Origin of the sequence: Specibacter cremeus, from assembly GCF_003946885.1 — a bacterium.
Classification (GTDB): domain Bacteria; phylum Actinomycetota; class Actinomycetes; order Actinomycetales; family Micrococcaceae; genus Specibacter; species Specibacter cremeus.
The window spans coordinates 23,087-49,013 of the sequence record NZ_RWKQ01000020.1 but is presented as its reverse complement, the minus strand read 5'-3'; the positions used below and the strand labels follow the sequence as shown (position 1 = coordinate 49,013).

23 protein-coding genes are annotated in these 25,927 nt (G+C 69.9%); 4 read left to right on the top strand and 19 right to left on the bottom strand.

Translation table 11 applies throughout. The features are described from left to right. The first annotated feature begins 35 nt into the window (after positions 1–35). Together EJC77_RS09605 and EJC77_RS09600 are read left to right on the top strand one after the other, a co-directional pair. Entirely contained in the window at positions 36–893 is an 858-nt protein-coding gene (locus tag EJC77_RS09605) for an EamA family transporter (RefSeq protein ID WP_125612081.1), read from the top strand. Between the two features lie 149 nt (positions 894–1,042). Next, the gene (locus EJC77_RS09600; RefSeq protein WP_125612004.1) at positions 1,043–1,945 is read left to right on the top strand and encodes a dihydrodipicolinate synthase family protein; all 903 of its coding nucleotides are present in this window, start codon (positions 1,043–1,045) and stop codon (positions 1,943–1,945) included. A 145-nt stretch (positions 1,946–2,090) separates the two neighbouring features. Here the strand turns inward: EJC77_RS09600 and EJC77_RS09590 are convergent, their stop codons facing one another. The 17 genes from EJC77_RS09590 to EJC77_RS09510 form a co-directional block, all read right to left on the bottom strand. Next, positions 2,091–3,716: an amidohydrolase gene (locus tag EJC77_RS09590; RefSeq protein ID WP_125612001.1), complete on the bottom strand. Its 1,626-nt coding sequence runs from the start codon at positions 3,714–3,716 to the stop codon at positions 2,091–2,093. A gap of 56 nt (positions 3,717–3,772) precedes the next feature. Further along, a complete protein-coding gene (locus EJC77_RS09585; protein WP_125611999.1) occupies positions 3,773–6,634 on the bottom strand; it encodes a DEAD/DEAH box helicase in 2,862 nt (953 codons plus the stop codon). A 154-nt stretch (positions 6,635–6,788) separates the two neighbouring features. Next, entirely contained in the window at positions 6,789–7,583 is a 795-nt protein-coding gene (gene tatC / locus EJC77_RS09580) for a twin-arginine translocase subunit TatC (protein WP_125612079.1), read from the bottom strand. A gap of 48 nt (positions 7,584–7,631) precedes the next feature. Next, entirely contained in the window at positions 7,632–7,931 is a 300-nt protein-coding gene (tatA, locus tag EJC77_RS09575; RefSeq protein WP_125611997.1) for a Sec-independent protein translocase subunit TatA, read from the bottom strand. Positions 7,932–7,952: 21 nt separating this feature from the next. Further along, a complete protein-coding gene (locus tag EJC77_RS09570; RefSeq protein WP_240630052.1) occupies positions 7,953–8,300 on the bottom strand; it encodes a hypothetical protein in 348 nt (115 codons plus the stop codon). Positions 8,301–8,343: 43 nt separating this feature from the next. Then, positions 8,344–10,449 (bottom strand): helix-turn-helix transcriptional regulator, encoded by a 2,106-nt coding sequence (locus EJC77_RS09565; protein WP_125611993.1) that lies wholly within the window; start codon positions 10,447–10,449, stop codon positions 8,344–8,346. A 27-nt stretch (positions 10,450–10,476) separates the two neighbouring features. Continuing rightward, complete coding sequence (locus tag EJC77_RS09560; RefSeq protein WP_125611991.1) at positions 10,477–10,875, bottom strand: FKBP-type peptidyl-prolyl cis-trans isomerase; 399 nt, start codon at positions 10,873–10,875, stop codon at positions 10,477–10,479. Positions 10,876–10,907: 32 nt separating this feature from the next. Beyond that, positions 10,908–11,876 carry an FKBP-type peptidyl-prolyl cis-trans isomerase gene (locus EJC77_RS09555; RefSeq protein WP_125611989.1) on the bottom strand — a complete coding sequence of 323 codons (969 nt, stop codon included), beginning with the start codon at positions 11,874–11,876 and terminating at the stop codon, positions 10,908–10,910. Positions 11,877–12,060: 184 nt separating this feature from the next. Then, positions 12,061–13,431, bottom strand: a complete 1,371-nt coding sequence (gene pafA / locus EJC77_RS09550) for a Pup--protein ligase (RefSeq protein ID WP_125611987.1) — start codon at positions 13,429–13,431, stop codon at positions 12,061–12,063. A gap of 2 nt (positions 13,432–13,433) precedes the next feature. Then, the gene (gene prcA, locus EJC77_RS09545; protein ID WP_125611985.1) at positions 13,434–14,186 is read right to left on the bottom strand and encodes a proteasome subunit alpha; all 753 of its coding nucleotides are present in this window, start codon (positions 14,184–14,186) and stop codon (positions 13,434–13,436) included. Next, positions 14,187–15,002, bottom strand: a complete 816-nt coding sequence (gene prcB, locus EJC77_RS09540) for a proteasome subunit beta (RefSeq protein WP_240630048.1) — start codon at positions 15,000–15,002, stop codon at positions 14,187–14,189. 9 nt (positions 15,003–15,011) lie between these two features. Further along, positions 15,012–15,218 (bottom strand): ubiquitin-like protein Pup, encoded by a 207-nt coding sequence (locus EJC77_RS09535; RefSeq protein ID WP_125611983.1) that lies wholly within the window; start codon positions 15,216–15,218, stop codon positions 15,012–15,014. A 55-nt stretch (positions 15,219–15,273) separates the two neighbouring features. Further along, the gene (dop, locus tag EJC77_RS09530) at positions 15,274–16,863 is read right to left on the bottom strand and encodes a depupylase/deamidase Dop (RefSeq protein WP_125612075.1); all 1,590 of its coding nucleotides are present in this window, start codon (positions 16,861–16,863) and stop codon (positions 15,274–15,276) included. A 14-nt stretch (positions 16,864–16,877) separates the two neighbouring features. Then, positions 16,878–18,641 carry a proteasome ATPase gene (gene arc, locus EJC77_RS09525; protein WP_125611981.1) on the bottom strand — a complete coding sequence of 588 codons (1,764 nt, stop codon included), beginning with the start codon at positions 18,639–18,641 and terminating at the stop codon, positions 16,878–16,880. 58 nt (positions 18,642–18,699) lie between these two features. Next, the gene (locus tag EJC77_RS09520) at positions 18,700–19,785 is read right to left on the bottom strand and encodes a tRNA (adenine-N1)-methyltransferase (protein WP_125611979.1); all 1,086 of its coding nucleotides are present in this window, start codon (positions 19,783–19,785) and stop codon (positions 18,700–18,702) included. 81 nt (positions 19,786–19,866) lie between these two features. Then, positions 19,867–21,018, bottom strand: a complete 1,152-nt coding sequence (locus EJC77_RS09515) for a site-2 protease family protein (RefSeq protein WP_125611977.1) — start codon at positions 21,016–21,018, stop codon at positions 19,867–19,869. Next, positions 21,015–21,749 carry an HAD family hydrolase gene (locus EJC77_RS09510; protein WP_125611975.1) on the bottom strand — a complete coding sequence of 245 codons (735 nt, stop codon included), beginning with the start codon at positions 21,747–21,749 and terminating at the stop codon, positions 21,015–21,017. The genes EJC77_RS09515 and EJC77_RS09510 overlap by 4 nt, the downstream gene beginning before the upstream one ends. A gap of 98 nt (positions 21,750–21,847) precedes the next feature. On the opposite strand from EJC77_RS09510, the gene EJC77_RS09505 reads away from it, so the two are divergent. After that, positions 21,848–22,735 (top strand): PAC2 family protein, encoded by an 888-nt coding sequence (locus tag EJC77_RS09505; RefSeq protein WP_125611973.1) that lies wholly within the window; start codon positions 21,848–21,850, stop codon positions 22,733–22,735. On the opposite strand, the gene mshC is transcribed toward EJC77_RS09505, so the two are convergent. Both mshC and EJC77_RS09495 read right to left on the bottom strand, forming a co-directional pair. After that, the gene (mshC, locus tag EJC77_RS09500; protein ID WP_125611971.1) at positions 22,732–24,015 is read right to left on the bottom strand and encodes a cysteine--1-D-myo-inosityl 2-amino-2-deoxy-alpha-D-glucopyranoside ligase; all 1,284 of its coding nucleotides are present in this window, start codon (positions 24,013–24,015) and stop codon (positions 22,732–22,734) included. The two genes, EJC77_RS09505 and mshC, sit on opposite strands and share 4 nt — an antisense overlap. A 15-nt stretch (positions 24,016–24,030) precedes the next feature. Then, positions 24,031–24,867, bottom strand: a complete 837-nt coding sequence (locus EJC77_RS09495; RefSeq protein ID WP_125611969.1) for an undecaprenyl-diphosphate phosphatase — start codon at positions 24,865–24,867, stop codon at positions 24,031–24,033. A 62-nt stretch (positions 24,868–24,929) separates the two neighbouring features. Here EJC77_RS09495 and EJC77_RS09490 point away from each other — a divergent pair, with 62 nt between their 5' ends. Next, positions 24,930–25,859: an aldo/keto reductase gene (locus tag EJC77_RS09490; RefSeq protein WP_125611967.1), complete on the top strand. Its 930-nt coding sequence runs from the start codon at positions 24,930–24,932 to the stop codon at positions 25,857–25,859. Positions 25,860–25,927: the final 68 nt, after the last annotated feature.

Genomic DNA, 25,927 nt, shown 5'->3' with positions numbered 1-25,927 from the left:
TTCCCGTGCCGCCGTGGGGACTGGCCGTGGCGGCGATGCTCTCGGTCCAGCTCAGCTCGGCCCTATCAGTAGATCTGATTGCGGCGGTGGGGCCGGCCGGAACCGCCTGGCTCAGACTCAGCGTGGGAGCACTCATCTTCCTGGCCATCGCCCGTCCTCCATTGCGCGCGCTACGCCGCCACGACGTCCCCGTGCTTCTGGGGCTGGGCGTCGCCACGGGACTGATGACCATCGCTTTCCTCGCCTCAATCGAGCGTATTCCGCTCGGCACCGCCGTCGCGATCGAGTTCCTCGGTCCGTTGGCGGTCGCCGCGGTGCGTAGCCACAGCGCGCGGGCACTTATCTGGCCAGCCTTGGCACTGCTCGGAGTCGTCCTGCTGACAGAACCCTGGGATGGCGACATCAACCTCGCCGGTATCGGGTTCGCAGGGCTCGCGGCCATCGGGTGGGCCGCCTACATCTTGCTGACCCAACGGATCGGCAATCGCTTCACGGGCATCGGCGCACTCTCACTCACCGTCCCCATCGCCGCTGCCACGGCAGCGGTCGTTGGCATTCCGCAGTCCGCCGGACACCTCAACCTCGGTATCCTCGCTGCCGCCTTCGGACTGGCCGTCCTGATGCCGGTGCTGCCGTTCGCGCTCGAGATGTTCGCCCTGCGCCGGATGACGCCCACCGCATTCGGTACCCTGATGGCCCTCGAACCCGCCATCGGCGTGCTCCTCGGCCTGCTCGTGCTGCACCAGCAACCCTCGCTCACCCAATTCGGTGGCATCACGCTCGTCGTCCTCGCCGGCGCCGCCGCGCAACGCGGTGGCCGACGGCAACCGCGCTCCCGCGAACACGCCGGCCCCCGCACCGACCCCGACCTCATCGGCCAGGGGATGAAGTAGGCGACAGGCATCCAGGTAAGTGAGTCCGTCAGACTGTCGCCACGCGAGATTTCCCTGCTTACAGGTGCACACGTAGCTCAGCCCGCCCGGGGCAACGGCACATGCCGCACACTTTGCTTCCACCGTGATTCAAACAAAGGAGTTAAACGATGTTCACCGGCTTGAGTGCCTTCCCCCTGACCCCTCTGGTAAATGATGCGGTTGACGAGAGTGCTTTCGTTCGCCTGATAGAACGGCTCGCCGAGGCGAATGTTGATTCCATTACTGCGCTCGGATCCACCGGCTCGTACGCGTACCTGAGCAGTGAGGAACGAAGCCGCGTCGCCCGTCTGGCAGTCGAGCATGCCGGTGAGACACCCGTGTTCATTGGTGTCGGGGCGCTGCGGACCTCACAAGTACTCGCCAACGCTGAGAAGGCAGAGCAGGCGGGGGCTTCCGGGCTCCTGCTGGCTCCGATGACCTATCAGCCCCTCACCGGTGATGACGTGTTCGAACTGTTCCGGACCGTCACTGCGGGCTCGTCGCTGCCCGTCATCGTCTATGACAACCCGGCCACCACCCACTTCACGTTCACGACCGGGCTCTACGGACGCATCGCGGAACTGCCCGGTATCGCTTCCATCAAAATCCCGAGCGTACCGGCCGACCCGAAGCAAGCACGAGCCCGGGTCCAGGAAATCCGCGCGGCTGTCCCTGCGCACGTGACCATCGGAGTTTCCGGTGACGCCAAGGCCGCCACCGGCCTGGCCGCCGGATGCGATGCCTGGTACTCGGTCATCGCAGGCACACTGCCGGCCCCGGCCATGCGGATCACCCGGGCTGCCCTGGAAGGGCGGCTCTCTGACGCGATGGCCGAGTCCGAACGGCTCGCACCGTTGTGGCAGCTGTTCGCCGAGCTTGGCGGCAGCATCAGGGTCATTGCGGCAATAGCGGAACAGCTGGGATTGGCATCAAAATCGTGCCTGCCTCTTCCCATCCAAGGGCTGAACGAGGGCCAGCGCGCCCGTGTAGCCGGCGTTGTGAATGAACTCGGCCTCAACCGGCAGCTCTGACACCGGGGTTCCATGCGGGACGGAACGCCGGATCGGGGCGCCGGCGCGATACGTCTTCGCCGCGACGCTGGTCCGCAGCGCCGATGGGGGCGCACAGTGATCGCCTTCTTCGCCGTCCTCCAGTGGGGGCCAGGTCACCTGTGGTTCACAGTGTCGCGGGCAGCCCGTCCGCGGCGTGGAGCACCCGGCCGTGGTGCACAGTCTGCAGGCACTTCGGCGCCACCGGGGTGTCAACGGCCGGCAATAGCGGTGTCCGGGAGCGCGGATCCGTGGACCACGACTGGACGCGTTCGTCGGCCACCTGCACCATCAGTTCCTCAACCTCCCAGACGGCGAAACTGGCCGGCGCGCCCGGGCCCAGCTGGCCCAGCAGCGGGTTCGCGGCCTTGGCCGCACGCCAGCCCGCCCGGCTGTGGCCGATGAACGCGGCCCTGGCGGAGATGCGCTGACGCTCCTGGCGATGCTCCAGGGCAGCCCGGACGCTCGCCCACGGGTCGAGCGGCGTGACCGGCGAGTCGGACCCGAAGCAGACCGGCACGCCGGCGCCAAAGTAGTCGGCGATCGGGTTCAGCGTGGCCGCACGGTTGGCGCCGAGCCGTTTCGCATACAGCTCCGCTCCCCCGCCCCACCGCGCGTCGAAGACGGGTTGGACGGACACCGTCACGGCGTGCCGGGCCAGCGCCTCGATGGCGCCCGCATCGGCCATCTCGGCGTGCTCGAACCGGTGGCCGGCGGCACGCACCTTGTCGATGCCCACACGCTCCGCCGCACGGCGCAGGCCCTCCACGGCGATGTCCATGGCCGCGTCGCCGATCACGTGGAAGCCGGCCGTCAACCCCAGCTCGGACGCGGCGGCCAGGTGGTCGGTGACCTGTTCCACCGTCAGGTACTGCTGGCCCCTGTGCCCCGGCGCGTCCGCGTAGGGCTCGCGCAGCAGCGCCGTATGCGAGCCGAGGGAGCCGTCGATGAACAGGTCGCCGGCCAGCCCGAGCACGGGTGTGCCGAGCCCGGCCAGCACGGCGCGGGCCTCCTCGGCGCTGGCCACGGCCTGGCCCCAGTAGGGCAGGACCTCGGGCAGTGCCTCCTCCGCGTCCGGCGCCGTCAGGGCGGCCAGTGCGGCCAGGTCTGCCGGCGATCCGCCATGCGGGGCCGCCATTTCCGCCAGTGCCACGTATCCGGCGGCCGCCGCATGCCGCAACGCGTGCCGCCGTGCGGCGTCCCGGCCCTCGCCGGTCAGGTTCCGGGCGGCGTCCCGGGCCGTCGCGTGCGCGTCTCCGGTGACCAGGCCGTCGACCGTCCAACCCGCCCGTGCGGCCAGCCCGTGGGCCGAAGCCAGGGCCGGCGACACGACGGCGGAGTGGAGGTCCACTCGGGCCGCGTACGCCTCGCGCCCGTTCACGGCGCGGTCCAGTTCGGCCGCCGTGAACGGGCGCTGCTCCGGCCAGCGCGTCTCGTCCCAGCCATGGCCGAGCACGATGGCGCCGGCGGCCGCCGCCATCAGGTCCAGCGCCGCGGCCAGCGTCGGCGCACCGGACAGGTCCACGGACGCCAGCGCCAGGCCAGTCTCCGTCACGTGCGCGTGGGAGTCGACGAACCCGGGCGTGACAAGGGCGCCGTCCAGGTCAACGAGCGTCATCCGGTCGTCGAGCAGCAACGCGGCCGCATGCTCCGAACCGACCCAGGCCACCGTGTCGCCGTCGACGAGCATGGCGGTGGCCAGCGGGTCGGCCGTGCTGTAGACGGAGCCGTTGCGGTACAGCGTCAAGGACATGGGGAAGGATCCTTTCGGGAAGGGGGTCCGGATGCGCCGGTGCATGGCACATCCGGCTATTCGATAACGGAGGAATATTCGACGACGCCGCGCCGGAGAAGCCTGATCGCGTCAACGCACAGCCTCGGGAAGCCGGCGGGCATGCCGGGGACCTTGGCGAACTGGTCGAGCAGGTCGATGACCTGCTTCGTCCAGCGCACGAAGTCGCCGGCGGCGAGTTCCGTGCCCTGCAGCACGGCCTGCAGGTCGCGTCCGTGCGCCCACTTGTACAGGGGCCAGACCAGCCCCAGTTCGGGCTCGCCCGTCAGCGGCAGCTTATGGGCCTCCTCGACGTCCTCCAGCGCCGACCACTGGCGCACCAGCGTCTCGACCGCGCCCTCCAAGGCGACGGAGGGCATCTTCGGGCGCAGCCCCTGTTCCTCGCGCTTGGCCTGGTACACGAGCGCGCCGGCGAGCGTGGCCAGCTCGGCGGCGTCCAGGTCCTCGAACGCGCCCTCGCGCAGGCACAGGGCGATCAGCAGGTCCTTCTCGCCGTAGACCCGGCGCAGGCGTTGCCCGTCGGCGCTGGGAGCCAGCCGTCCGTCGTCGCCCGTCTCGAGGAAGCCGTACCCGGCCAGCAATTCACAGACCCGGTCGAACGTCTTGGCGATGGTGTTGGTGCGGCCCTGGATCTGGCGCACCAGCGCATCGGTCTCGCGCCGCAGGGTCCACCACCGCTCACCCCAGCGTGCGTGCGCCTCGCGGTCGCTGCAGCCGTGGCAGGGGTGCGCGCGCAATTGCCGGCGCAGCGCGTTGATGGCCGCCTCCTGCCCGGCGGCGGCCGGGCGCAGCGTGAAGCCGCCCTGCCGGGAGCCGCCGCCGGCCGGGGCGGCCAGGCGGTCCAGCACGGCGGCGACCAGCGCCTTGCGGTCCCGGGCCACCTTGACATTGAACCCCTTGGGCACGCGCACACGCGTCTGCGGCCCGATGGGTCCCTCCAGGTCGTGCACGCCCAGCCGCCGCACCTCCTTGTCCACCGTGAGGATGGTGGGGCGTGGCTCGTGCGCGTGGGCGTCACCGAAAACAACGACGGCGTGGCCGGGCGCGCGCCCGGCCGGTACGTTGATCACGTCGCCCGGTCGCAGGCTGGCCAGTGAGTCGACGAGGGCGCCGCGGTGCCGCTTGGACTGGTCGCGGGCGGCGCCGGATTCGAGGTCGGCGAGCCGCCGGCGCAATTGCGCGTACTCGCCGAAGTCGCCGAGGTGGCAGGTCATGGCCTCCGCGTAGCCGGCCAGCGACTCTTCCCGGGAGCGCACCTGCCGGGCCAGCCCGACGACGGACCGATCCGCCTGGAACTGGGCGAACGACGATTCAAGGATGCCGCGTGCCCGCTCCCGGCCGAACTGGGCGATCAGGTTGATGCTCATGTTGTAGGTGGGGCGGAAACTGGAGGTCAGCGGATAGGTTCGGCGGGAGGCCAGCCCGGCCACGGCGGCCGGGTCGGTGCCCGGCTGCCACAGCACGACGGCGTGCCCCTCCACGTCGATGCCGCGCCGCCCGGCCCGGCCGGTCAACTGCGTGTACTCCCCCGCCGAGATGCCCACATGCGCGTCGCCGTTGAACTTCTCCAGCTTCTCGAGCACGACGGTGCGGGCGGGCATGTTGACGCCCAGCGCCAGGGTCTCGGTGGCGAACACGGCGCGCACGAGCCCGTCGGCGAACAGGTCCTCCACCACCTCCTTGAAGGCGGGAAGCATGCCGGCGTGGTGGGCGGCCAGGCCGCGCAGCAGCCCGTCCCGCCAACCCCAATAGCCCAGGACCTCGCGGTCGGAGTCGGGCAGGTCCCGGCAGGCGGCGTCGACGCGCCGGGCGATCTCGTCGCGTTCGGCCACGCTGGTGAGCGACAGACCGGCGTCCGCGCATTGCTTGACGGCGGCGTCACAGCCGGCGCGGGAGAAGATGAACGTGATGGCCGGCAGCAGGTCGGCCCGGTCCAGCGCGGCGATGACCTGCGGCCGGGTCGCGCGCCGCACGGCACCCGGATGGTCTTCGGTCCGGTATGCCGGGCGGCCGTTGCGCGAGCTCCTGTCCCGGCGGGTGGGCCGGGCACCGTGGCCGTACCACCCCCGGAACGCGCCGGACGATTCGTGCCGGGCCAGGCGCAGCAGCTCCGGGTTGACCTCGAACTTCGGCCCGTCACCGGGCGCGGGCGCGGGTTCGGCCGCGGCGTCGTCGAAGCTTGTCCCGGACGCGAACAGGTCCACGATCTGCCGCCCCGCCATGACGTGCTGCCACAGCGGCACGGGGCGGTGCTCGGAAACGATGACGGCGGTGTCGCCACGCACGGTGTCCAGCCAGGCGCCGAATTCCTCCGCGTTGGACACCGTGGCGCTGAGCGAGACGATCCGCACCTCGGCGGGCAGGTGGATGATCACCTCCTCCCACACGGCGCCGCGGAACCGGTCGGCCAGGTAGTGCACCTCGTCCATGACGACGTAGGCGAGGGACTCGAGGGCGTCGGAGTCGGCATACAACATGTTGCGCAACACCTCGGTGGTCATCACAATGACCGGGGCGTCCGGGTTGATGCTCGTGTCGCCGGTGAGCAGGCCGACGACATCCGCCCCGTACTTGTGCGCCAGTTCCTGGTACTTCTGGTTGCTCAGGGCCTTGATGGGCGTCGTGTAGAACGCCTTCCGGCCCTGGGCCAAGGCCAGGTGGACGGCGAATTCCCCGACGATCGTCTTGCCCGCCCCCGTCGGCGCCGCGACAAGCACGCCCCGGCCGGCCTCGAGCGCTTTGCAGGCGTCGCGTTGGAAGTCGTCGAGCGGGAAGTCGAACGTTGCCCGGAACGCGCCGAAACGGGTCCTCGCCTCCGCGGCACGTTCCTTGGCTGCCAGATAACGCTCTGCCGCGGGGGGTGTTTCCGGCGATGACATGCCTCTAGCCTATCCCGCGGCGGTGATTGAGCTTGTCCCCGCGGCGGTGATTGGGCTTGTCCCCGCGGCGGTGATTGAGCTTGTCGAAATCACCGGGGGCCCGCTCCCGGGTCTCGACAAGCTCGACCACCGGGGGCCCAAGCTCGACCACTGGCTAGAGGTTGCCCAGCTCGTTCAACGGCGTACCGGTGTCCGCCGTGGCATCCGTCTCCTCGACCCGCTTCGCCTCGCGCAGGTCGCGACGCTTGTCGTTGAGGATGCACAACCCGATGGAACCGAAGTAGAGCGCCAGCAGGGGCACGGCCAGGAAGAACATAGAGAACGCGTCTGCGCCCGGCGCGGCCATGGCCGAAACGATGGTGACGGCCAGGATGGTGACCCGCCAGCCCTTCAACATGGTCTTGCCACGCACCAGCCGGGCCGAGTTCAGCGCGACGAGCACCACCGGCACCAGGAAGGCGATACCCATGAACAGCATCAGCTGCGTCACGAACTGCAGGTAGTCGGTGGCGTGGATGATGTTCGAGCCGCCGCTGGGCGTGAACGACGTCAGGGCGAACACGATGTTCGGCAGGATCAACCAGCCGGCGTACACGCCGGCCAGGAACAGCGGGATCGCCGAGAACATGTACGCAAGCGTGTACTTGCGTTCCTTCCGGGTCAGCCCGGGCGTGACGAACGCCCAGATCTGGTAGATCCAGACCGGCGAGGAGATGAGTACGCCGAGGAACAGCGACATCTGGATCTTCAGGTCGAAGGACGTCGAGACGCCGTCGAAGTTCAGCGTTGCCACGACGCCGCGATCGCGGCTGATCTTCCGAATGGGCTCGGAGATGTCGGCGAACAGCTGATCGTACAGGATCCATCCGGCGATGGCGCCGGCGAGCAGCGCCAGGGCACTCTTGAACAGCCGGTTACGCAGTTCAACAAGGTGTTCCTTGAGGGACATGCGTCCCTCTGGATTGGCCTTGCGGCCCTTCGGTGCACTCACGGTGGACTATTGCTGGTTAGTGGTACCGGTGCCGGTACCCTCACCGCTGGCAGCATTCCCCGGCTGCGACGGATTGTTCACGATGCGGCCCTCGACGGGCGGTTCGGCGGCCGGCGGGTTCGACGCCGCCGGTGCGGCGGTGTCGGCCTTTCCATCGTTCTTCATTTCCTTGACCTCGGACTTGATGATCCGCATCGACTGGCCCAGACTGCGGGCCATACCGGGAAGCTTCGGTGCAGCGAACAACAAAACAACCACGATGACAATGATCGCGATCGCCCACGGGCTATCAAACAGTCTTCCCACGAGAAGTCCTTTCCTTTTGGTTCATCCTACGTCTTTCAAGGCATCGATGTCGCGCAAGGATTGGAGCTGTCCGCGTTTGGTCCTGCGGGCGACGCGCCGGCCGATCCGCCCGAGCTTCCGGGCCGCCTTGCCGGCCGTGTAATCATCCTTCATATCCTCGGGGGTTGCAAAAACCGCCGACCCCGGTGCGTCGCGCGCCGGCGCGTTGATGCGGGTGGCTGCGGCCGCGTCCTCGGCGAGCCGGGCGGCGCGGGCGCGCTGGTAGTCACCCAGCCGCTCGCCCGCGGCGTCGAAGGCACGCATCGTCTTGGCGGCATCCCGCCAGACCTTGATGCCCAGCAGCACCACATACAGCGCGGCCAGCGCCACGAGCGCAACCCATATGACTATCCACGACCACCACGGCATGGCGTCACTCCCCTTCCGGGGTCTCGACAGGCTCGACCACCGGGGTCTCGACAGGCTCGACCACCGCGGGCTCGACAGGCTCGACCACCGGGGTCTCGACAGGCTCGACCACCGCGGGCTCGACCACCGGGTAGGCGGCCACGGCGTCGGCGAGCCAACGGCGCGTGGTGGCGACGACGTCGGCCGGTCCCCCGACACGGGCCGCGCCGCCGAGCCGGGCGATGAGCGGCGGCACGATCGCCGTGCTGCCGACGAGGAGGTTGACGCCGACGACGCCGGCCCCGGCCTTGGTCTGCCGGCCGCCGAACGCGTCGGTCACGGCGTCGGCGGTACGCGGATCCGTGAGGAGCACGACCTCGGTGTCCGTCGGGCCCGGAGCGTACAGGGATCCCTCGGGTGGACCCACGGTGGCGTGCCGGCTCGTCGCCGGCTCGTCCAGCTCGCGGTGCGAGATGACGCGATCGAGCCGGAAATTGCGCCAGCCGTCGGCATCCCGGCACCACGCGTGCAGGTACCAGGCCGAATCCATGGAGAACAGGGCCAGGGGCTCGACGACGCGCACGCCGACCGTCTCGCGGCCTGCCGCCATGTATCCCAGCTCCACGGCGTGCCCCGAGTCGACGAGGGACTGGAACCGGCGCAGGGTGTCCGCCGTGGTGTCCGGGACAAGTTCGACGGCCACCGCGTCGCCCAACCAGGCCAGGTCGCCGGCCACAGCGTGCACCTCCCCGCGCACCCGCTCCAGCAGGGCGGCGTCGCCGCCGGGCAGCGCGGCAAGCGCGGCCAGGCCCACAAGCAGGGCACAGGCCTCATCCTGGGACAGGCGCAGCGGCCTGGCCAGCACGTCCGCGTCCCGGATGAACACGACACCGTCGTCCCAGGTGATGTCGATCAGGTCGCCCGGATAGTAGCCCGGCAGCCCGCACATGATGAGCAGGTCCAGGTCCTTCTTCAGCTGGGCCTCGCCGAGGTCGAACTCGGCGGCGACGGCTGCCACGCTGATGCCGGGGTTGGCCAGCAGGAACGGCACCATGGCCAGCAGCCGCACGAGCCTGTCCCTGGAGTCCGCGGTGTGGACGGCACGCGGACGCGGCCGGCCCGTGAGCTCCACGGCCGTCGCGTCCACCGCGGACGCGGCCGCGGCGGCGTGCAGTTTCCCGGCGACGAGGCGGCGCAGGTCGTCGGGTTCGCGCACGAGGGCCGCGGCGCCGAGGGAGGCGAACTCGTCCGCCATCAACTCGACGTCGCGGTACGTCACCTCGAGCCGGTCCCAGCCGTCCGGGGCGCCGTCAACGGCCACGGTCCGGGGCTCGTGGCGCAGGCGTTGGTTCGTCCCGGCCGGCACGTCGACCAGGGCGGTGTGGGGGGTGCCGGTGCCCAGGCGGGCCAGCACGTCGGCCATCCGGAATCCGGGGTCCCGCTCGAACGCGGCGCGGGTGTCGATGGTGACGCCGGCCACGATGCGGGAGAGCCGGAACAGCCGCTCCCCACCCGCGGCCACGTCGCGGCCGCTCAGGTACCACTGGCCGTACTTGTTGCCCAGGCCCCACGGTTCCACGGTGCGCTCCGTGACGGTCGCGTCGCCGGAGCGGCGGTAGTCGAACGTGACGCGGTGCCCACCGGCCAGGGCGGTCCACAACGGGTCGAAAGCGGGTTCCCGGGTGCGGATCCGGGACCGGACGCTCGTGTCGTCGTCGTGCAGGGCAACGCCGGAGCGCAACGCCAACTTGCGCAGGGCACCGCGCGCGGCCGGCCCGAACGAGGCCTGGCCCCAGACGCGGGCGGCGACGGTGAGCAGCGCCAGCCCTTCCCCGTCCAGGCGGACGTCGGGCACGGCGTACTGCGCCGGGTCGATCCGGTACGTGTACGAGTCCTCGTCGTCGAACTCGCTGTGCCGTTCGGTGATGATCGGGATGCCGAGCGAGCGCAGCGTGTCCTTGTCGCGCTCCAGGGCGCGGTCGAACGCGCCCACGGGGTCCAGCCCGCGCGGGTCGGGCGCGTATCCGTTGACCCGCCCCCGGATGAACGCCTTGCTGCGCCCATACCGGGACCCGAGCAGGGCGATGACCAGGTTCAGCAGGCGTTCGGCGGCGGGGATTCTTTCGGGCACGCCCTCAGCCTACTTGGCCGGGACGGCTCAGTTGCGCACGCCGACCAGGTCGACGACGAAGATGAGCGCCTCGTTCGGGCCGATGGCTCCGCCGGCGCCACGGGAACCGTACGCCAGCTCCGAGGGGATCTCGAGCCGGCGGCGGCCGCCGACCTTCATGCCGAGCAGGCCCTGGTCCCAGCCCTGGATGACCTGGCCGATGCCCGCACGGAACTCCAGCGGCGTGCCGCGGTTCCAGGACGAGTCGAACTCCTCGCCCGTGGAGAAGGCGACCCCCACGTAGTGGGTGGACACGGTGCTGCCGGCGACGACCTCGGTGCCGGTGCCCTCGATCAGGTCCTCGATGACCAGTTCGGTGGGGACGTCGTGGTCCGGGAAGTCGATCTCCGGCTTCTGGCGGTCAAAGTTGCGGGTTCCGAAGGACATGATGCTCCTCAATGGTTGGTGGGGTTGCGGTACTACTTCTTGGACACGATCTGGACGACGAACACGAGGGGACCGCCGGGCTGGCCGGAGGACGGGCTGTCGCCGTAGGCCATGGCGGCCGGGATGACGAGCAGCACCTTCGAGCCGACCTTCTGCCCGGCCAGGCCTTTGGTCCAGCCGGAGATGACCTGCTTCAGGCTGAAGCTTGCGGGCTGGCCGCGGTCCCAGGACGAATCGAACTTGGTGCCGTTGGCCCACTGCCAGCCGGTGTAGTTGGCCGTGATGGTGTCTGATTCGGCGACGACCGCACCGGTGCCCTCGGAGAGCACCTTCACGACCAGGTCGGCGGGGGCGGTCTTCTTGGGGATGGTGACGCCCGGGACGCCCTTGGCGTCGAACGTCACCGTCGGCAGGCCGCCGGCCGCGTCCAGCTTCTTCACGTCATCCTGGCCCATGACGGCCGGCGGGTTCTTGGCCGACTCGATGTAGAACACGCTCACGGACGCCGGCTGGGCGGGCTGGTTGGGCGCGGCGGTGCTGCCGGCGACGGCCGGGGTGGCCGGGGTGGCGTAGGCGACGTAGGATCCGACGGTGGCGCCGACGAAGGCGCCGTACACCAGCGGGAAGGTCTCCTTGAAGTTGGCGTTGAACACGAAGTCCTGGCCGGCCGGCTTCGTGAAGTTCTCGCCCTCCAGCGCGGCCGTGTCGGCGTTGTAGGCGACCTGGCGCAGCACGACGGACTGGCCGTCCTTGACGACGGCGCCGGTGCCCTTGGTGATGACGCGGATCGCTTCGGCCTTGATGGCCAGCGGCTTGTCGAAGGTGACCTTCGGTGCCTTGCCCTTGCCGCCGTCGACCACCTGCACCGAGGCCAACGCCTGGGCATTGGCCGCAGGCACGGTCGTCGTGGCGGTGGGCGACGCCGACGGCGTGGCCTGGCCGCCACCGCAGGCGGTCAGCAACAGCAGGACGGGTAGCAACAGCGCAAGAAGTCGGCGCACGGAATCACTTTCGTTGGAGACGTGGGGTCAGGCCCGGCGTGGCGGTCCCGGCGGGCCCGACCAGCTTAGCGGCAAAGTCTGGACGCTTGCTGTACCAGGCTGGACCACCGGTGATTGAGCTTGTCGAAATCCCTGGTCAGGCTCGACCACCGGGAGTCTCGACACGCTCGACCACCGGGGGCCGTTACGGCAGGTGCAGGGAGGCGATGAGCTCGTCGACCCGCTCGTCCTCGCTGGCGAACGGGTCCTTGCACAGCACCGTCTGGTGCGAACGGTCATTGAGCTTCAGATGCACCCAGTCGACCGTGTAGTCGCGTCCGGCGTCGCGGGCCTGGCGGACGAAATCGCCGCGCAGCCGGGCCCGCGTCGTGGCCGGCGGGACGTCGACGGCCTCGGCGATGGCCGCATCGGTCGTGACCCTCGCGGTGCGGCCCCTGGCCTGCAACAGGTTGAACAGCCCGCGCGTCGGGGAGATGTCATGGTACGTCAGGTCCAGTTGCTGGATGCGCGGCGTTCCGAGCGCCAGCGAATGCTTCGCCGCATAGCCGTCGAGCAGCTTCTTCTTGATGGCCCAGTCGATTTCCGTGTCGATGCCGGAATGGTCGCCGGATTCGACCGCGTCGAGGGTGCGCTCCCACAGGTCCAGGATGCGCGGCACCAGTGGCGTGTGGGCGCCGTTGGCGGCCACGAAGCCGACGGCCCGGGACAGGTATTCACGCTGGATGTCGATGGCCGTCATGGTCTTGCCGGTGGCCATCTTCACCGGGTGCCGGCCGGTCAGGTCGTGCGAGATCTCCCGGATGCTGCGGATGGGGTTCTCCATGCGCAGGTCGCGCATGATCGTGCCGGCCTCGACCATGCGCAGGATCAGGTCCACGGTGCCGACCTTGAGCATGGTGGTGGTCTCGCTCATGGTCGAGTCGCCCACGATGACGTGCAGCCGGCGGTAGAATTCGGCGTCGGCGTGCGGTTCGTCCCGGGTGTTGATGATGGGCCGGGAACGCGTGGTCGCCGAGGAGACGCCCTCCCAGATGTGGTCGGCGCGCTGGGAGAACGCGTACAGCCCGCCCTGCTGGGCGGACAGCACCTTGCCGGCCCCGGCGATCAGCTGGCGGGTGACCAGGAACGGGATCAGGATGTCGGCCAGCCGGGTGAACTCGCCGCGCCGGCTGATCAGGTAGTTCTCATGGCTGCCGTACGAGTTGCCGGCCGAATCGGTGTTGTTCTTGAACAGGAAGATCTGCCCGTCGAATCCCTCGAGTATGAGCCGCTGCTGCGCCTCGGCCACCAGGTCGCCCAGGACCAACGACCCGGCGGCGTCGTGGGTGATCAGCTGCCCAACACTGTCGCACTCGGCACTGGCGTACTCCGGGTGCGAGCCGACGTCCAGGTACAGCCGGGCGCCGTTGGTGAGGAACACGTTGGAGGACCGCCCCCAGCTGACGACCTTGCGGAACAGGTAGCGGGCCACCTCCTCCGGGGACAGCGGCCGCCCGCCGGGCGCGGAATAGGCGATCCCGAATTCCGTCTCGATGCCGAAGATGCGCCGGTCCACCGCTACTCCCCGCCCTGTCCGACGGCGGTGTCCGTGCCGGCGCCCGTTGCCAGCAGCGCGGCCACCTCGTCGTCGGCCAGCCGCCGGAACGCCCGGTGCGTGCCGCGGCGTGCCGGGGTGTCACGTTCCAGCACCGCCACCTCCAACATTTCGGGCGCCAGCGCACCGGCCAGGCCGCCGGCCTGCCGGGGCGCGTCCAGCGCCACCACCGCCCATGACAGGGCCACGGCCAGCGGCGCACCGGGGCGCCAGTGCTCCAACAGGCGCGCCTGGACGGCGTCGGCCTGCCCGCCCATGGCCAGGAAACCGTGCTCGTCGGCGATGGAGCCGTCGAACGTGAGCCGGTAGATGTGGTCCCCCGCCTGGGTTGCACCCACCTCGGCGACGGCCAGTTCCACCTCGAACGGCTTCTGCTCGGCCGTGAACACCGCCCCGAGGCTCTGCGCGTACACACTGGCCAGTCCGCGGGCCGTGACGTCGTCGCGGTCGTATGAGTATCCGCGCACGTCGGCGTACCTGACCCCGGCCTGGCGCAGGCTCTCGAACTCGTTGTACTTGCCCACGGCGGCGAAGCCGATCTTGTCGTAGATCTCACCGATCTTGTGCAGCGACCGGGACAGGTTCTCGGCCACAAGCGCAATGCCGTCCTCGCAGGTGACGACGACGACGGACTTGCCCCGGGCGATGCCCTTGCGGGCGAAATCGGCCCGGTCCTTCATGACCTGTTCGGGTGAGACGTAGAACTGCTGGGTCATCTAGGCCTCCCGGCGTTCGGCGGTGCGTCGGTCAAGGATGGCCTGCACGACGACGGCGAGCTCGTCGTCGTCGACCCGGCGGGCGCCGTCGGCCGTCACCGAATACACGACCGGCCACAACTGCCGGACCAGGTCCGGGCCGCCGGTGGCGGAATCGTCGTCGGCCGCGTCGATGAGGGACTCGGTGGCCACGGCCAGCGCCTGCGGCTCCGTCATCCCGGGTGTCCACAGTTTCTTCAGCGCGCCGCGGGCGAACATGGAGCCGGAACCGACGCTGTGGTGCTCGAGCTCCTCATAACGGCCGCCTGTGACGTCGTAGGAGAACAACCGGCCGGTGCCCTCGGCGTCGTCGTAGCCGGCGAACAGCGGCACCACGGCCAGGCCCTGCAGGGCCATGGGCAGGTTCGCGCGGATCATGGCGCCGAGCCGGTTGGCCTTGCCGTCGAGGCTGAGCAGCGTGTCCTCGATCTTCTCGTAGTGCTCGAGCTCCACCTGGAACAGCTTGACGATGTCGATGGCGACCCCGGCCGTGCCGGCGACGCCGAGCACGGAGAACCGGTCGGCGGCGAACACCTTCTCGATCCGGCGGCTGGCGATCGTGGAGCCCATGGTGGCGCGCCGGTCGCCGGCCATGAGGACGCCGCCGGCGAACGTGGCGGCCACGATGGTGGTGCCGTGCGGGGTGGCCGGCATGTCACCTGCCGGCAGGGTGCGGCCGAACGGCAGCAAGTCGGGGGTGGTCCGGGCGACGAAGTCGGTGAACGACGACGTCGCCGCCGCGGCGATGGCGGCCGGCAGGCCGGGGTTCGCGTCCACGCCGGCCCCCTACTGGCCGCCCTTTTGGACGAAGCCGCGCACGAATTCCTCCGCGTTGGCCTCGAGCACGCCATCGATCTCGTCCAGCAGGTCGTCGACGCCGGCGGTCTGGGCGTTGCCGGCCGCGCCTGCCGGCGCCGGTTCGGGAGTGGGTACGGCGTCGGCCTCCACTTCCTCGTCACGCCCGGATGTGTTCCTCTGCTCCTGTGCCGGCATGGCCGTTCCTCCTTCGTCGCTCGCTTCCTACTGCCATCCTGCCACGGAAAACAACTCAGCGACGCGGCGTGCCCAGCAACGCGGCCAAAAAAGATGCGGCGTCCGGATGGGCGTCGAAAAGCTCCCGTGTCAGCGCCTCCGTGCCGCGCAGCGGCTCCTTCGTGGGAACGCGTTGCAGGCGTCGCTGGTGCGGCAGCTCGAAGATGACCGAATCCCAGCTCGCGCCCACCACCTGGGCGCCGAATTGCCGGATGCATCGGCCACGGAAGTACGCGCGCGTGTCCGTGGGCGGGTTCAGGGCCGCGGCGCCGATCGCCTCGTCCGCAACCAGCCGCTCCATCCGCCCGCGCTGCAGCAGGCGATGGTACAGGCCCTTCTCCGGCCGGACGTCGGACCATTGCAGGTCGATCAGCGCCAGCCGGGGGTCCGTCCAGGCCAGCCCGTCCCGGTCCCTGAACTGCTGAAGGAGTTCCAGTTTCGCCACCCACTCGACCTTGCCGGCAACGCTCGAGACGTCGCCGGAGAGCCCGGCCAGAACCTCCTCCCAGAGCCGCAGCACGGTGGCTGTGTGGCCGTCCCCGGTGACCGGGTCGGCGGCACCGGTGCGTTCGGCCAGGGCCCGGGCGGCCTCCAGGTACATCCACTGCACATCGAGTGCCGTCACGCGGCGGCCGTCGGCGAGCCGGTACTTGTCCCGCAGCTGCCAGTCGTGGCTGACGGCATGCAGGGTGCCGACCGGGGCCATGATCTCCACGTCGGGGACGGCGTTGTTCTCGATCAGGTCCAGCACCAGCGCCGTCGTGCCGAACTTCAGGTACGCCGACACCTGGGACAGGTTGGCGTCGCCGATGATCACGTGCAGGCGGCGGTACTTGTCCGCCGTGGCGTGGGGTTCGTCGCGGGTGTTGATGATGGGCCGGCGGATGGTGGTCTCCAGCCCGACCTCCGCCTCGAAGAAGTCCGCCCGGGCGCTGACCTGGAACCCGGCCCGGGAGCCGTCCTGCCCCAGCCCGATGCGCCCGGCGCCGCAGATGAGCTGCCGGGTGGTGAAGAACGGCGTCAGGCCGGTCACCAGGTGCGGGAACGGCACGTGCCGCGGCACCAGGTAGTTCTCGTGGCTGCCGTACGAGGCCGACTTGTTGTCCGTGTTGTTCTTGTACAGCGTGATGGGCGGCAGCCCGGGCGTGGCGGCGATGCGCCGGACCGCGGCCAATGCCACGACGTCCCCCGCCGCGTCCCACGTCACGGCGTCCAACGGGTTGGTGACCTCGGGCGAGGAGTATTCGGGGTGGGCGTGGTCAACGTACAGCCGCGCGCCGTTGCCCAGCACCATGTTCATCATGAGGGGGCCCATCGTGCCGTCGGCGGCCTCGGCCAGCCCGCCCTCGAGCGCGATCTGGGCGGCCGTGACCTCCTGCTCCTCGTCCGTGAGCTGGCTGGCGTGGGCCTCGTTGCGGGGCACCACCCAGCCGCGCGCGTCCGCCAACGGGTCCTCGTCCGTGTAGTCCCACCGCGTCTCCCCGCCGGCGGCCGCGCGGTGGCCGGTCTCCAGCGAATAGGCGTGCACCACCTGGGTGGACAGCCAGGTGGCGTTGAACGACGAGTGCCCGGGGGTGTGGATGCCGAACTCGGTCTCCGCGCCCATGACGCGCACGGCGCTCACAGGTACTGCCCCGTGTTGGTCACCGTCTCCAGGGTCTTGCCCGGCTCCTGGCCTTCCTTGCTCTGGACGATGGTGCGGATGTAGGTGATGCGTTCACCCTTCTTGCCCGAGATCCGTGCCCAGTCGTCGGGGTTCGTCGTGTTGGGCATGTCCTCGTGTTCGCGGAATTCGTCGACGACGGCCCGCAGCAGGTGTTCGATGCGAAGCCCCTTCTCGCCGCTGGTGAGAAGTTCCTTGATGGCGTACTTCTTGGCCCGGTCCACCACGTTCTGGATGACGGCGCCGGAGTTGAAGTCCTTGAAGTACAGCATCTCCGTGTCGCCGTTGGCGTAGGTGACTTCGAGGTACTCGTTCGACTTGTCGGTCGAGTACATGGCCTCCACGGTGCGCTGGATCATGGCGTCGACGGTCTCCTGCAGGCTGCCGTTGTTGGCCTCCAGGTCGTCCCGGTGGAAGGGCAGGCCCGTGGTGATGTACTTGGCGAAGATGTCCGCGGCGGCCTCCGCGTCCGGGCGCAGGATCTTCACCTTCACATCCAGCCGGCCCGGGCGCAGGATGGCCGGGTCGATCATGTCCTCACGGTTGGAGGCGCCGATGACGATGACGTTGTCGAGCCGTTCGACGCCGTCGATCTCGCTGAGCAGCTGCGGCACGATCGTCGTCTCCACATCGGAGGACACGCCGGTGCCGCGCGTGCGGAACAGCGAGTCCATCTCGTCGAAGAAGACGACGACGGCGCTGCCGTCCGATGCCTTCTCCCGGGCGCGGGAGAAGATCAGCCGGATCTGGCGTTCCGTCTCGCCGACATATTTGTCGAGCAACTCCGGGCCCTTGATGTTCAGGAAGTAGCTCTTCTGGTCCTTGACGCCGGAGCGTTCGCGCGCGCGCTTGGCCAGCGAGTTCGCCACCGCCTTGGCGATGAGCGTCTTGCCGCACCCGGGCGGGCCGTACAGCAGGATGCCCTTGGGCGCTTTCAACCCGTGTTCGCGGTACAGGTCCGGGTGCAGGAACGGCAGCTCCACGGCGTCGCGGATCTGTTCGATCTGCGACGACAGCCCGCCGATGTCCGCGTAGGAGATGTCCGGCACCTCTTCGAGGATCAGGTTCTCCACCTCGGAGCGGGGGATCTTCTCCAGGGCGTAGCCGGTGCGCCCGTCCATGGTGAGCGCGTCACCGACGCGCACCCCGGCGGCGGCCAACGCGCCGGCGACGCGCACCACGCGTTCCTCGTCGGCGCGCCCCGTCACCAGCACGCGGTCGCGGCCGAGCAGTTCCTTGACGGTGACCAGCTCGCCGACGCGTTCGAATCCGAGCGCCGCGATGACGGTGTAGGCCTCGTTGAGCAGCACCTCCTGGCCGACGCTGAGCGACTTCACATTGACCAGCGGGCTCAGTCCCACGCGCATCTTGCGGCCGGCCGCGTAGATGTCGACGGTCTCCTCGGTGACGGCGATGCCGGCCGCGGTTCCCGGCACCGTGGCCGAGGCGGCCGCCCGCGGGTTGACGGACACGAGCGTGCCGAACGAATACGGCGGCTGGCCGTCGTTCTCCAGTGCCGTGCGCAGCTTCAGGATCTCGGTCTTGGCCGCCTCCAGCGTGGTGACCAGGCGGGTGTTGTTCGTCGTGGCGGCGGCAAGTTGGCGGTCCAGGTTGCGGGCCTTCTCGCGAAGAACGTTCAGTTGGCGCTCCAGGGCGGCGTGCTGGGCCGGGAGCGGTGCCGGCTCGCCTGCTGTGGGTATGCCAGTCGTTGGATCATTCATGAGTCCACCGTCCCTTCGCTCATTGCTGCCGTTCCACTATCGAGCCTAGCGCGTCCGGCTAGGACGCCGCTGGGGGTGTGCCGTTCGTTGCGCCGCGCGACGCCTTGGGCCGGGTGCCCTTCGTCTGGACGGTGGACACGGCGTCGCGGGCGGCCCGGCGCAGCTTGCGGTCCGAGACGGCCCGCTCCCCCACGGACTCCGGCGTCCACGCGTTGAGGTCCTCGTCGGTGAACTCCGTCTTGTTGCGCTTCTTCAACGCCAGGCCGGTGACGCCGTCGGCGAGCCGGCGGGTCACCAGCAGGAAGCCGGTGTGCGCCACCATCCGGTGGTCCGGGCGCACCGCCAGGCCCTCCAGGTGCCAGCCGCGGACCATCGACTCCCAGGCATCCGGCTCGGTGAAGCGGCCATCGGCGCGGATGGCCTCGGCCGTGCGCGAGAGCTGGGTGACGGTGGCGACGTAGTTGATCCACACGCCCCCGGGCGCGAGCACGGTGGCGACCGCGTCAAGGCATTCCCACGGGGCGAGCATGTCGAGGACGACGCGGTCGACACTGCCCGGCTCCTCCTGCGCGACGACCTGTTCCTGGAAGTCGCCCAGCGAGACCCGCCAGGCCGGGTGCGGGCCGCCGAAGATCGTCTCGACGTTGCCGCGGGCGATGTCCGCGAACTCCTCGCGCCGTTCGAACGAGTGCAGGTACCCGCCGTCGCCCACGGCACGCAGCAGCGAGATGGACAGGGCGCCGGAGCCGACGCCGGCCTCGACGACGCGGGCGCCCGGGTAGATGTCGGCCATCGTGATGATCTGGCCGGCGTCCTTGGGGTAGACGACGGCCGCACCACGCGGCATGGACAGCACGAAGTCGGAGAGCAGCGGCCGCAGCGCCTGGTACTGCTGGCCGATGTTGTTCGCCACGATGGACCCCTCGGGCGCGCCGATGATCACGTCGTGGTTCAGGAACCCCTTGTGCGTGTGGTACGCGGTCCCCGGGGTCAGCATGATGGTGTTCATGCGCCCGCGCTCGTCGGTGAGCTGGACGCGCTCGCCGGCACGGAACGGCCCGCGCCGGATCGCGGCACCATGGGGCAGGCCGGCGGGCTGGGCCGCCGGCCCCGGGACGGTCTCGGTGGGGTCAATGTGGCTCATGGGGGTGTCCTTCGGATGTGTGGCTCGAAACGTGGTGGCGGAGGCGGGGCGGTGCGGCCCGGCTTCCGTGCCGGTTGCCTGTCATTTTCCCTGCAGGGCGGCAACGACGACGGCCTGTTGCAGCAGGCCCGTGACCCGACCCTCGGCGTCGATGACGGCATACTCGCTGCCTGCCAGCTGGGCCAGGTACTGGACCAGCTCGGCACCGGCCGCCTGCTGCGGCACGTAGGCGCCCGGTGCGAGGGTGCGGGCGACCGACGTGGCCGGCGTGTGGCCGGCGATGGCGGGCGGCACGTTGGCCAGGGACGGTTCGTCCACGACGGCCGACGGGCGGCCCTCGGCCGAGCACAGGATGATGGGCGCGGACGGATGCGCGGCGCGCATGGCCCACAGCTGGGCCACGCTGCAGGTGGCCGGCGCACCCACCGCGGGCACGGCCAGCGACCCCGCCGTGACGGTCGGCAGGCGCAGGCGCAGCCTCGCGTTCGCGATGGACGCGGACGCCCCCATCCACAGGAACCCGGCCAGGAACAAGGTCACCACGATCGTGGTCAGGTCCGGTCCGCCACCCAGCCACACCGGCCAGCCCAGGCCGACGATGACGATGAGGATCGTGACGATGCGCCCGGCCCAACCCGCCGCGATCGTGCCCTTCTCCTGGCTGCCGGTCGCCTTCCAGACGATGGATTCGACCAGGCGGCCGCCGTCAAGTGGCAGCCCGGGCAGGATGTTGAACCCGCCGATGAGCAGGTTCGCCCAGATGAAGATGTTGCCCAGCAGGAGCAGGACGGCGCCGGCCAGCCCGGTTCCCGCCGGCGCGGCGAGGTACACCAGGTAGGCGATGCCGGCGAGCACGAAGTTGGCGACGGGCCCGGCGAAGGCGACGACGACGGCGGCACCCGGGCGGGACTTCCCGCCGTCGAACTCGGTGTGGCCGCCCCACAGGTTCAACACGATCTTGTGGATGGGCCAGCCGTACATCTTCGCGCTCAACGCGTGGGCGAGTTCATGGACCAGCACGGAGAACAGGAGCAGCAGGGCGTAGCAGAAGGCGATGACGTAGCCCCAGATGCCCATGTCCGGGTGGATGCGTTGGAGTTGCGGGCCGAACACGATCACCGTGAACGCGGCGATGACGAACCATGACTGCGCCAGCACAATCGGCACCCCGGCAATGTGCCCGAGCGGGATGCCCTCGCGGAACCGGCCGCCGCGTGCGGGCTGGTCCGTCATCGGCCGCCCTCCACGGACAACAGCGCCCGCAGGTCCGCCGTCGTCCGGCCCGCCAGCGTCGGCCACGCCACGTGCCCGCCGTCGTCGTCCAGCGGCACGTGGTGCGCGATGCCCACGGTCAGCAGGCCGGCGGCCACGGCCGAGGCCACGCCGGGCACCGAGTCCTCCAGGGCCACGCAATTGCCGGCGCCGAGGGAGGGATCGGTGGCCCGCAACCGCTCGATGGCGCGCAGGTACGGTTCCGGGTGGGGCTTGCCCCGCGACACCTGGTCGCCGGTGACAAGGAACTCGAAGTACGGGCCGGGCAGCGACGCGGCGATCTCGCCGGCCAGCGGGCCCTCGCTCATGGTCACCAGGGCGCAGCGGACCCCGGCGCCGTGCAGGTCGGCCAGCAACTCGCGCGCGCCCGGGCGCCACGGCAGCTCCCGGCGCACCTGGGCGATCACCCGTTCCGTGAGGTGGTCGACGATCTCCCGGATCCCCCAAGGGACGCCCGCCTCCTGCAACACGACGGCCGAATCCTCAAGGGCCTTGCCCACCAGGGACAGCGCCTGCTCATGGCCCCAGTGCCCGCCGTGGGACGTCACCAGCTCGGTTTCGGCGGCGATCCAATACGGTTCGGTGTCCACGAGCGTGCCGTCCATGTCCCACAGGACCGCCTTCAACACGGTGTCCAATCCACTGGACGGGGCGGGCGCGGCGGAAGCAGGCGAAGAAGAGGGGGATCGCATGGGCCTAGTCTACGGGGCGCGCCGGGGGGAAGATTGTTCTTCATCCGACGGCGCAATGCGGCCGTCCGGGACCTCCGGCGTCGTAGGGTGGTGGTGTGATGAGTTTCAACGGTGGGGACCAGAATCCGGCCCATGCGCTGTTCGGGACCATACCGGACGGTGAGCGTGTGACCGTGATGTTGGCTGCCTTCGAGGGCTGGAACGACGCCGGCGACGCGGCCAGCGACTCGTTGAAATACCTGCACCGGTTGTGGGGGGCGAAGCGCATCGCCACGCTGGAGCCGGACGACTATTACGACTTCCAGTTCACCCGGCCGGCCATCCACCGCGCCGGCGACGGATCGCGGAAGATCCGCTGGCCCGTGACGAAGATCGCGAGGGCGTCCATCCCCGGCACGCCCATCGACATCGTGTTCGTGCACGGCGTGGAGCCGTCCTACCGGTGGCGGGCCTACACGATGGAACTGTTGGCCAAGGCGGCCGAGTTCGACGTCAACTACGTGGTGCTGGTGGGCGCGTTGCTGGCCGACGTGCCGCACACCCGGCCCATCCCCGTCACGGCCACGTGCGAGGACAACGAGCTGCGCGAACGGCTGAATCTGGAACCATCCGAATACGAGGGCCCCATCGGCATCGTCGGGGTGCTCAATGAGATGGCGCAGCTGGCCGGCCTGCCGACGGTGGCGTTGTGGGCGGCCGTGCCACACTATGTGGCCCAGGCCCCCTCCCCGAAGGCGGAGCTGGCGCTGCTGCACCGCATCGAGGACATGCTGGCGACCCCGTTCACGACGGCGGAACTCGCCGACGACGCCCAGGCGTGGGAGCGCGGCGTGAACGACCTGGCCGGTGAGGACCCCGAGATCGCCGCCTACGTGCGCCAGCTCGAGGAGGCCAAGGACACCGCCGACCTGCCCGAGGCAAGCGGTGAGTCGATCGCCAAGGAGTTCGAACGCTACCTGCGCCGGCGCGGCAAGGACCAGCCCTAGAGCCTGATGCCCAGGAGCGCCTCCAACGCATCGGTGACGAGGGCCTCGTCGAGGGCGCTCGGCGCGCCGGATCCGGCCAACGCGGCCGCGGCCCACGCGTCGACGGCGGCCAGTGCGGCCGGGGCGTCCAGGTCGTTGGCCAGGGCGGCGCGCAGGTGCGCCAGCAACGGACCGGCCGACCCCTGGCCGGAGTGAACGGCGGCGCGGCGCCACGTGTCCAGCCGGGCGGTGGCGGTGACCAGCAGCTTGTCCGTCCAGAACCAATCGGACCGGTAGTGGTTGGCCAGGATGGCCAGCCGGATGGCGTCCGGCTCGACTCCGTCGGCGCGCAGTTTCGAGACCAGCACCAAGTTGCCACGGGATTTGCTCATCTTCTCGCCGTCCAGGCCCACCATGCCGGCGTGCGTGTAGTGCCGGGCCAACGGCACCCGGCCGAGCGCGTAGGCGTGCCCGGCCCCCATTTCGTGGTGCGGGAACACCAGGTCGGAGCCGCCGCCCTGGACCGTGAACGGCCGGGGCAGGAAGCGTTGGGCGATGACCGTGCACTCGATATGCCAGCCCGGCCGGCCGGCGCCCAGCGACCCCCCGTCCCAGCTCGGTTCGCCGTCCCGGGCGACCCGCCACAACAGGGCGTCGAGCGCGTTGCGCTTGCCCGGGCGCTCGGGGTCGCCGCCGCGTTCGCCGAAGACCGGCACCATCTCGCGCTCGCTCAGCCCGGAGACCTGGCCCAGCCACCACGGCCCGTCGAGGCCGCCCCGGCCCGACGCGGAGGCGGCGTCGACGGAGAAGTAGATATCGCCGTCGGGCTCTCCCCCGGCGCCGGGGACGGCGTAGGCGAGGCCGTCGGCCACGAGCCGTTCGATGTCGGGCACGATCCAGTCGATCGCCTCGACGGCGCCGATGTACTTGTCAGGTGCCAGCACGTTCAGCGCCTCCATGTCCTCGTGGAACAGTTCCGTCTGCTCCAGGGCCAGCTGGCGCCAATCCACCCCGTCGCGCGCCGCCCGTTCCAGCAGCGGGTCGTCGACGTCGGTCACGTTCTGCACGTAGGTGACGGACCGGCCGGCGTCCCGCCAGGCCCTGTTGAGCAGGTCGAACGCCACGTAGGTGGCGGCATGGCCCATGTGCGTGGCGTCGTAGGGGGTGATGCCGCAGACGTACATGCTGACCGGGTCTCCGGCGGGCAGGGCGATGATGCGCCGTTGCGTCGTTTCGTGCAACTGCAGGGCAGGCATGGAGCCCGGCAACTCCGGGACAGGGCGCGACTTCCAGGTTTTCACTACCCCAGCCTAGTGTCAGGCGGTGATGACCCCGAAACCGAGCAGGATGTACAGCAGCAGGCCGAGGGCGATCCGGTACCAGACGAACACCCGGTAGCTCCTGGTGGAGATATACCTCAGGAACCAGCCGATGATCAGGTAGCCGACGACGAACGCAATGATCGTGGCCAACGCCGTCTGGCCGATGTTGAATGGCCCGTGCGCCCCCTCGTGCTTGGCCAGCACCTTGTACAGCTCGTACAGGCCCGAGCCCACCACCGCGGGGATGGCCAGCAGGAAGGAGTACCGGGCGGCGGCCTCGCGCGTGTAGCCCATGAGCAGGCCGGCCGTGATCGTGCCGCCGGACCGGGAGACGCCCGGGATGAGCGCCAGCGACTGGGCCAGGCCATAGAGGATGCCGTGCCTGACGGTGAGGTCCGCGAGCTTGCGTTGTTGCGTGCCGATGGCGTCGGCCACGGCCAGGATGAGGCCGAACACGATCAGGGTGGTCGCGACGATCCACAGGTTGCGCAGCGTTGATTCGATGGCGTTCTGGAACAGCAGCCCCAGGACGACGATCGGCACGGACCCGACGATCACCAGCCAGCCCATGCGGGCGTCGGGGTCGTTGCGGGGCACGGCGCCGCGCAACGAGCCGAACCAGGCCTTGACGATGCGGACGATGTCACGCCAGAAGAAGACGACGACGGCGGCTTCCGTGCCCAGCTGCGACACCGCGGTGAACGCGGCGCCGGGGTCGGCGCCCGAGGGCAGGAACTTGCCCACCACGAACAGGTGGGCACTGGAGGAAACGGGGAGGAATTCGGTCAGGCCTTGCACAAGGCCCAGCAGGGCCGCTTCTATCCAGTTCACGGGTTTCAGCGTAGGCCACGATCGTGTCGGCGGGCCTCCCGGCGCACCGTAGGATTCTAGGTATGCAGCAACGATTTGTCGGCACCAGCGGCCTGCGCGTTTCCGCCCTGGCGCTGGGCACCATGACGTGGGGCCGCGTCACGGACGAGGACGCCGCCCGCGCACAGCTTGAGGCCTTTCTCGCGGCCGGTGGCACGACTGTCGACACGGCGGCCGAATATGCCGAGGGCAGCAGCGAGGCCATCCTCGGCGCCATGGTGGGCGACGTCGTGCCACGGCACGAACTGGTGCTCGTGTCCAAGGCGGGCGTGGACCGGCGCCGCGGCCGGCGCATGGTGGACACGTCGCGCCGGGCCATGCTGGCCAGCCTCGACGCGACCCTGGCCCGGCTGGGCACCGATCACCTGGATTTGTGGCTGGCCCAGCTGTGGGATGAGAACGTCCCGCTGGAGGAAACGCTCAGCGCCTTGGAGCTCGCCGTGTCGACGGGGCGCGTGCGCTACGCCGGCGTGTCCAACTACAGCGGCTGGCAGCTGGCCCGGGCGGCCACCCTGTCCGATGCCCCCCTGGTGGCCAACCAGGTCGAGTATTCGCTGTTGACGCGCGCGGCCGAGTGCGAGGTCGTGCCGGCGGCCGACCATCTGGGCACCGGCATCATGTGCTGGGGCCCGCTGGGCCGGGGCGTGCTGACAGGCAAGTACCGCGGACAGATCCCCGCCGATTCCCGCGGCGCCTCGGACGCCTTTGCGGACTATGTGTCACCGTACCTGTTGGGCAAGCCCGCACGGATCACGGAAGCCGTGGTCACGGCCGCCAAGGGTCTCGACCGGTCGCCGCTGGATGTGGCGCTCAGCTGGCTGTTGGGACGGGACGGGGTGTGCGGCGCCGTCGTCGGGCCGCGCACCGTGGAGCAGCTGGAGCAGGTGCTCGCGGCGACGCTGGACGAGCTGCCCGCGCAGATCACCGACGTGCTGGACGAGGTCTCCCGCTAGCCGCCGCCCTTGACCCCAACGGTGACGAACCCAACTATGACGCAGCAGGTGCTGGAAATCCGCGGATT

Coding starts and splice junctions, on each gene's coding strand:
- EJC77_RS09605 (WP_125612081.1), top strand. CDS start 36: ATGCTCTCGGTCCAGCTCAGCTCGGCCCTATCAGTAGATCTGATTGCG.
- EJC77_RS09600 (WP_125612004.1), top strand. CDS start 1,043: ATGTTCACCGGCTTGAGTGCCTTCCCCCTGACCCCTCTGGTAAATGAT.
- EJC77_RS09590 (WP_125612001.1), bottom strand. CDS start 3,716: ATGTCCTTGACGCTGTACCGCAACGGCTCCGTCTACAGCACGGCCGAC.
- EJC77_RS09585 (WP_125611999.1), bottom strand. CDS start 6,634: ATGTCATCGCCGGAAACACCCCCCGCGGCAGAGCGTTATCTGGCAGCC.
- tatC (WP_125612079.1), bottom strand. CDS start 7,583: ATGTCCCTCAAGGAACACCTTGTTGAACTGCGTAACCGGCTGTTCAAG.
- EJC77_RS09560 (WP_125611991.1), bottom strand. CDS start 10,875: ATGTCCTTCGGAACCCGCAACTTTGACCGCCAGAAGCCGGAGATCGAC.
- prcA (WP_125611985.1), bottom strand. CDS start 14,186: ATGACCCAGCAGTTCTACGTCTCACCCGAACAGGTCATGAAGGACCGG.
- EJC77_RS09535 (WP_125611983.1), bottom strand. CDS start 15,218: ATGCCGGCACAGGAGCAGAGGAACACATCCGGGCGTGACGAGGAAGTG.
- dop (WP_125612075.1), bottom strand. CDS start 16,863: ATGGGCGCGGAGACCGAGTTCGGCATCCACACCCCCGGGCACTCGTCG.
- arc (WP_125611981.1), bottom strand. CDS start 18,641: ATGAATGATCCAACGACTGGCATACCCACAGCAGGCGAGCCGGCACCG.
- EJC77_RS09520 (WP_125611979.1), bottom strand. CDS start 19,785: ATGAGCCACATTGACCCCACCGAGACCGTCCCGGGGCCGGCGGCCCAG.
- EJC77_RS09515 (WP_125611977.1), bottom strand. CDS start 21,018: ATGACGGACCAGCCCGCACGCGGCGGCCGGTTCCGCGAGGGCATCCCG.
- EJC77_RS09510 (WP_125611975.1), bottom strand. CDS start 21,749: ATGCGATCCCCCTCTTCTTCGCCTGCTTCCGCCGCGCCCGCCCCGTCC.
- EJC77_RS09505 (WP_125611973.1), top strand. CDS start 21,848: ATGAGTTTCAACGGTGGGGACCAGAATCCGGCCCATGCGCTGTTCGGG.
- EJC77_RS09490 (WP_125611967.1), top strand. CDS start 24,930: ATGCAGCAACGATTTGTCGGCACCAGCGGCCTGCGCGTTTCCGCCCTG.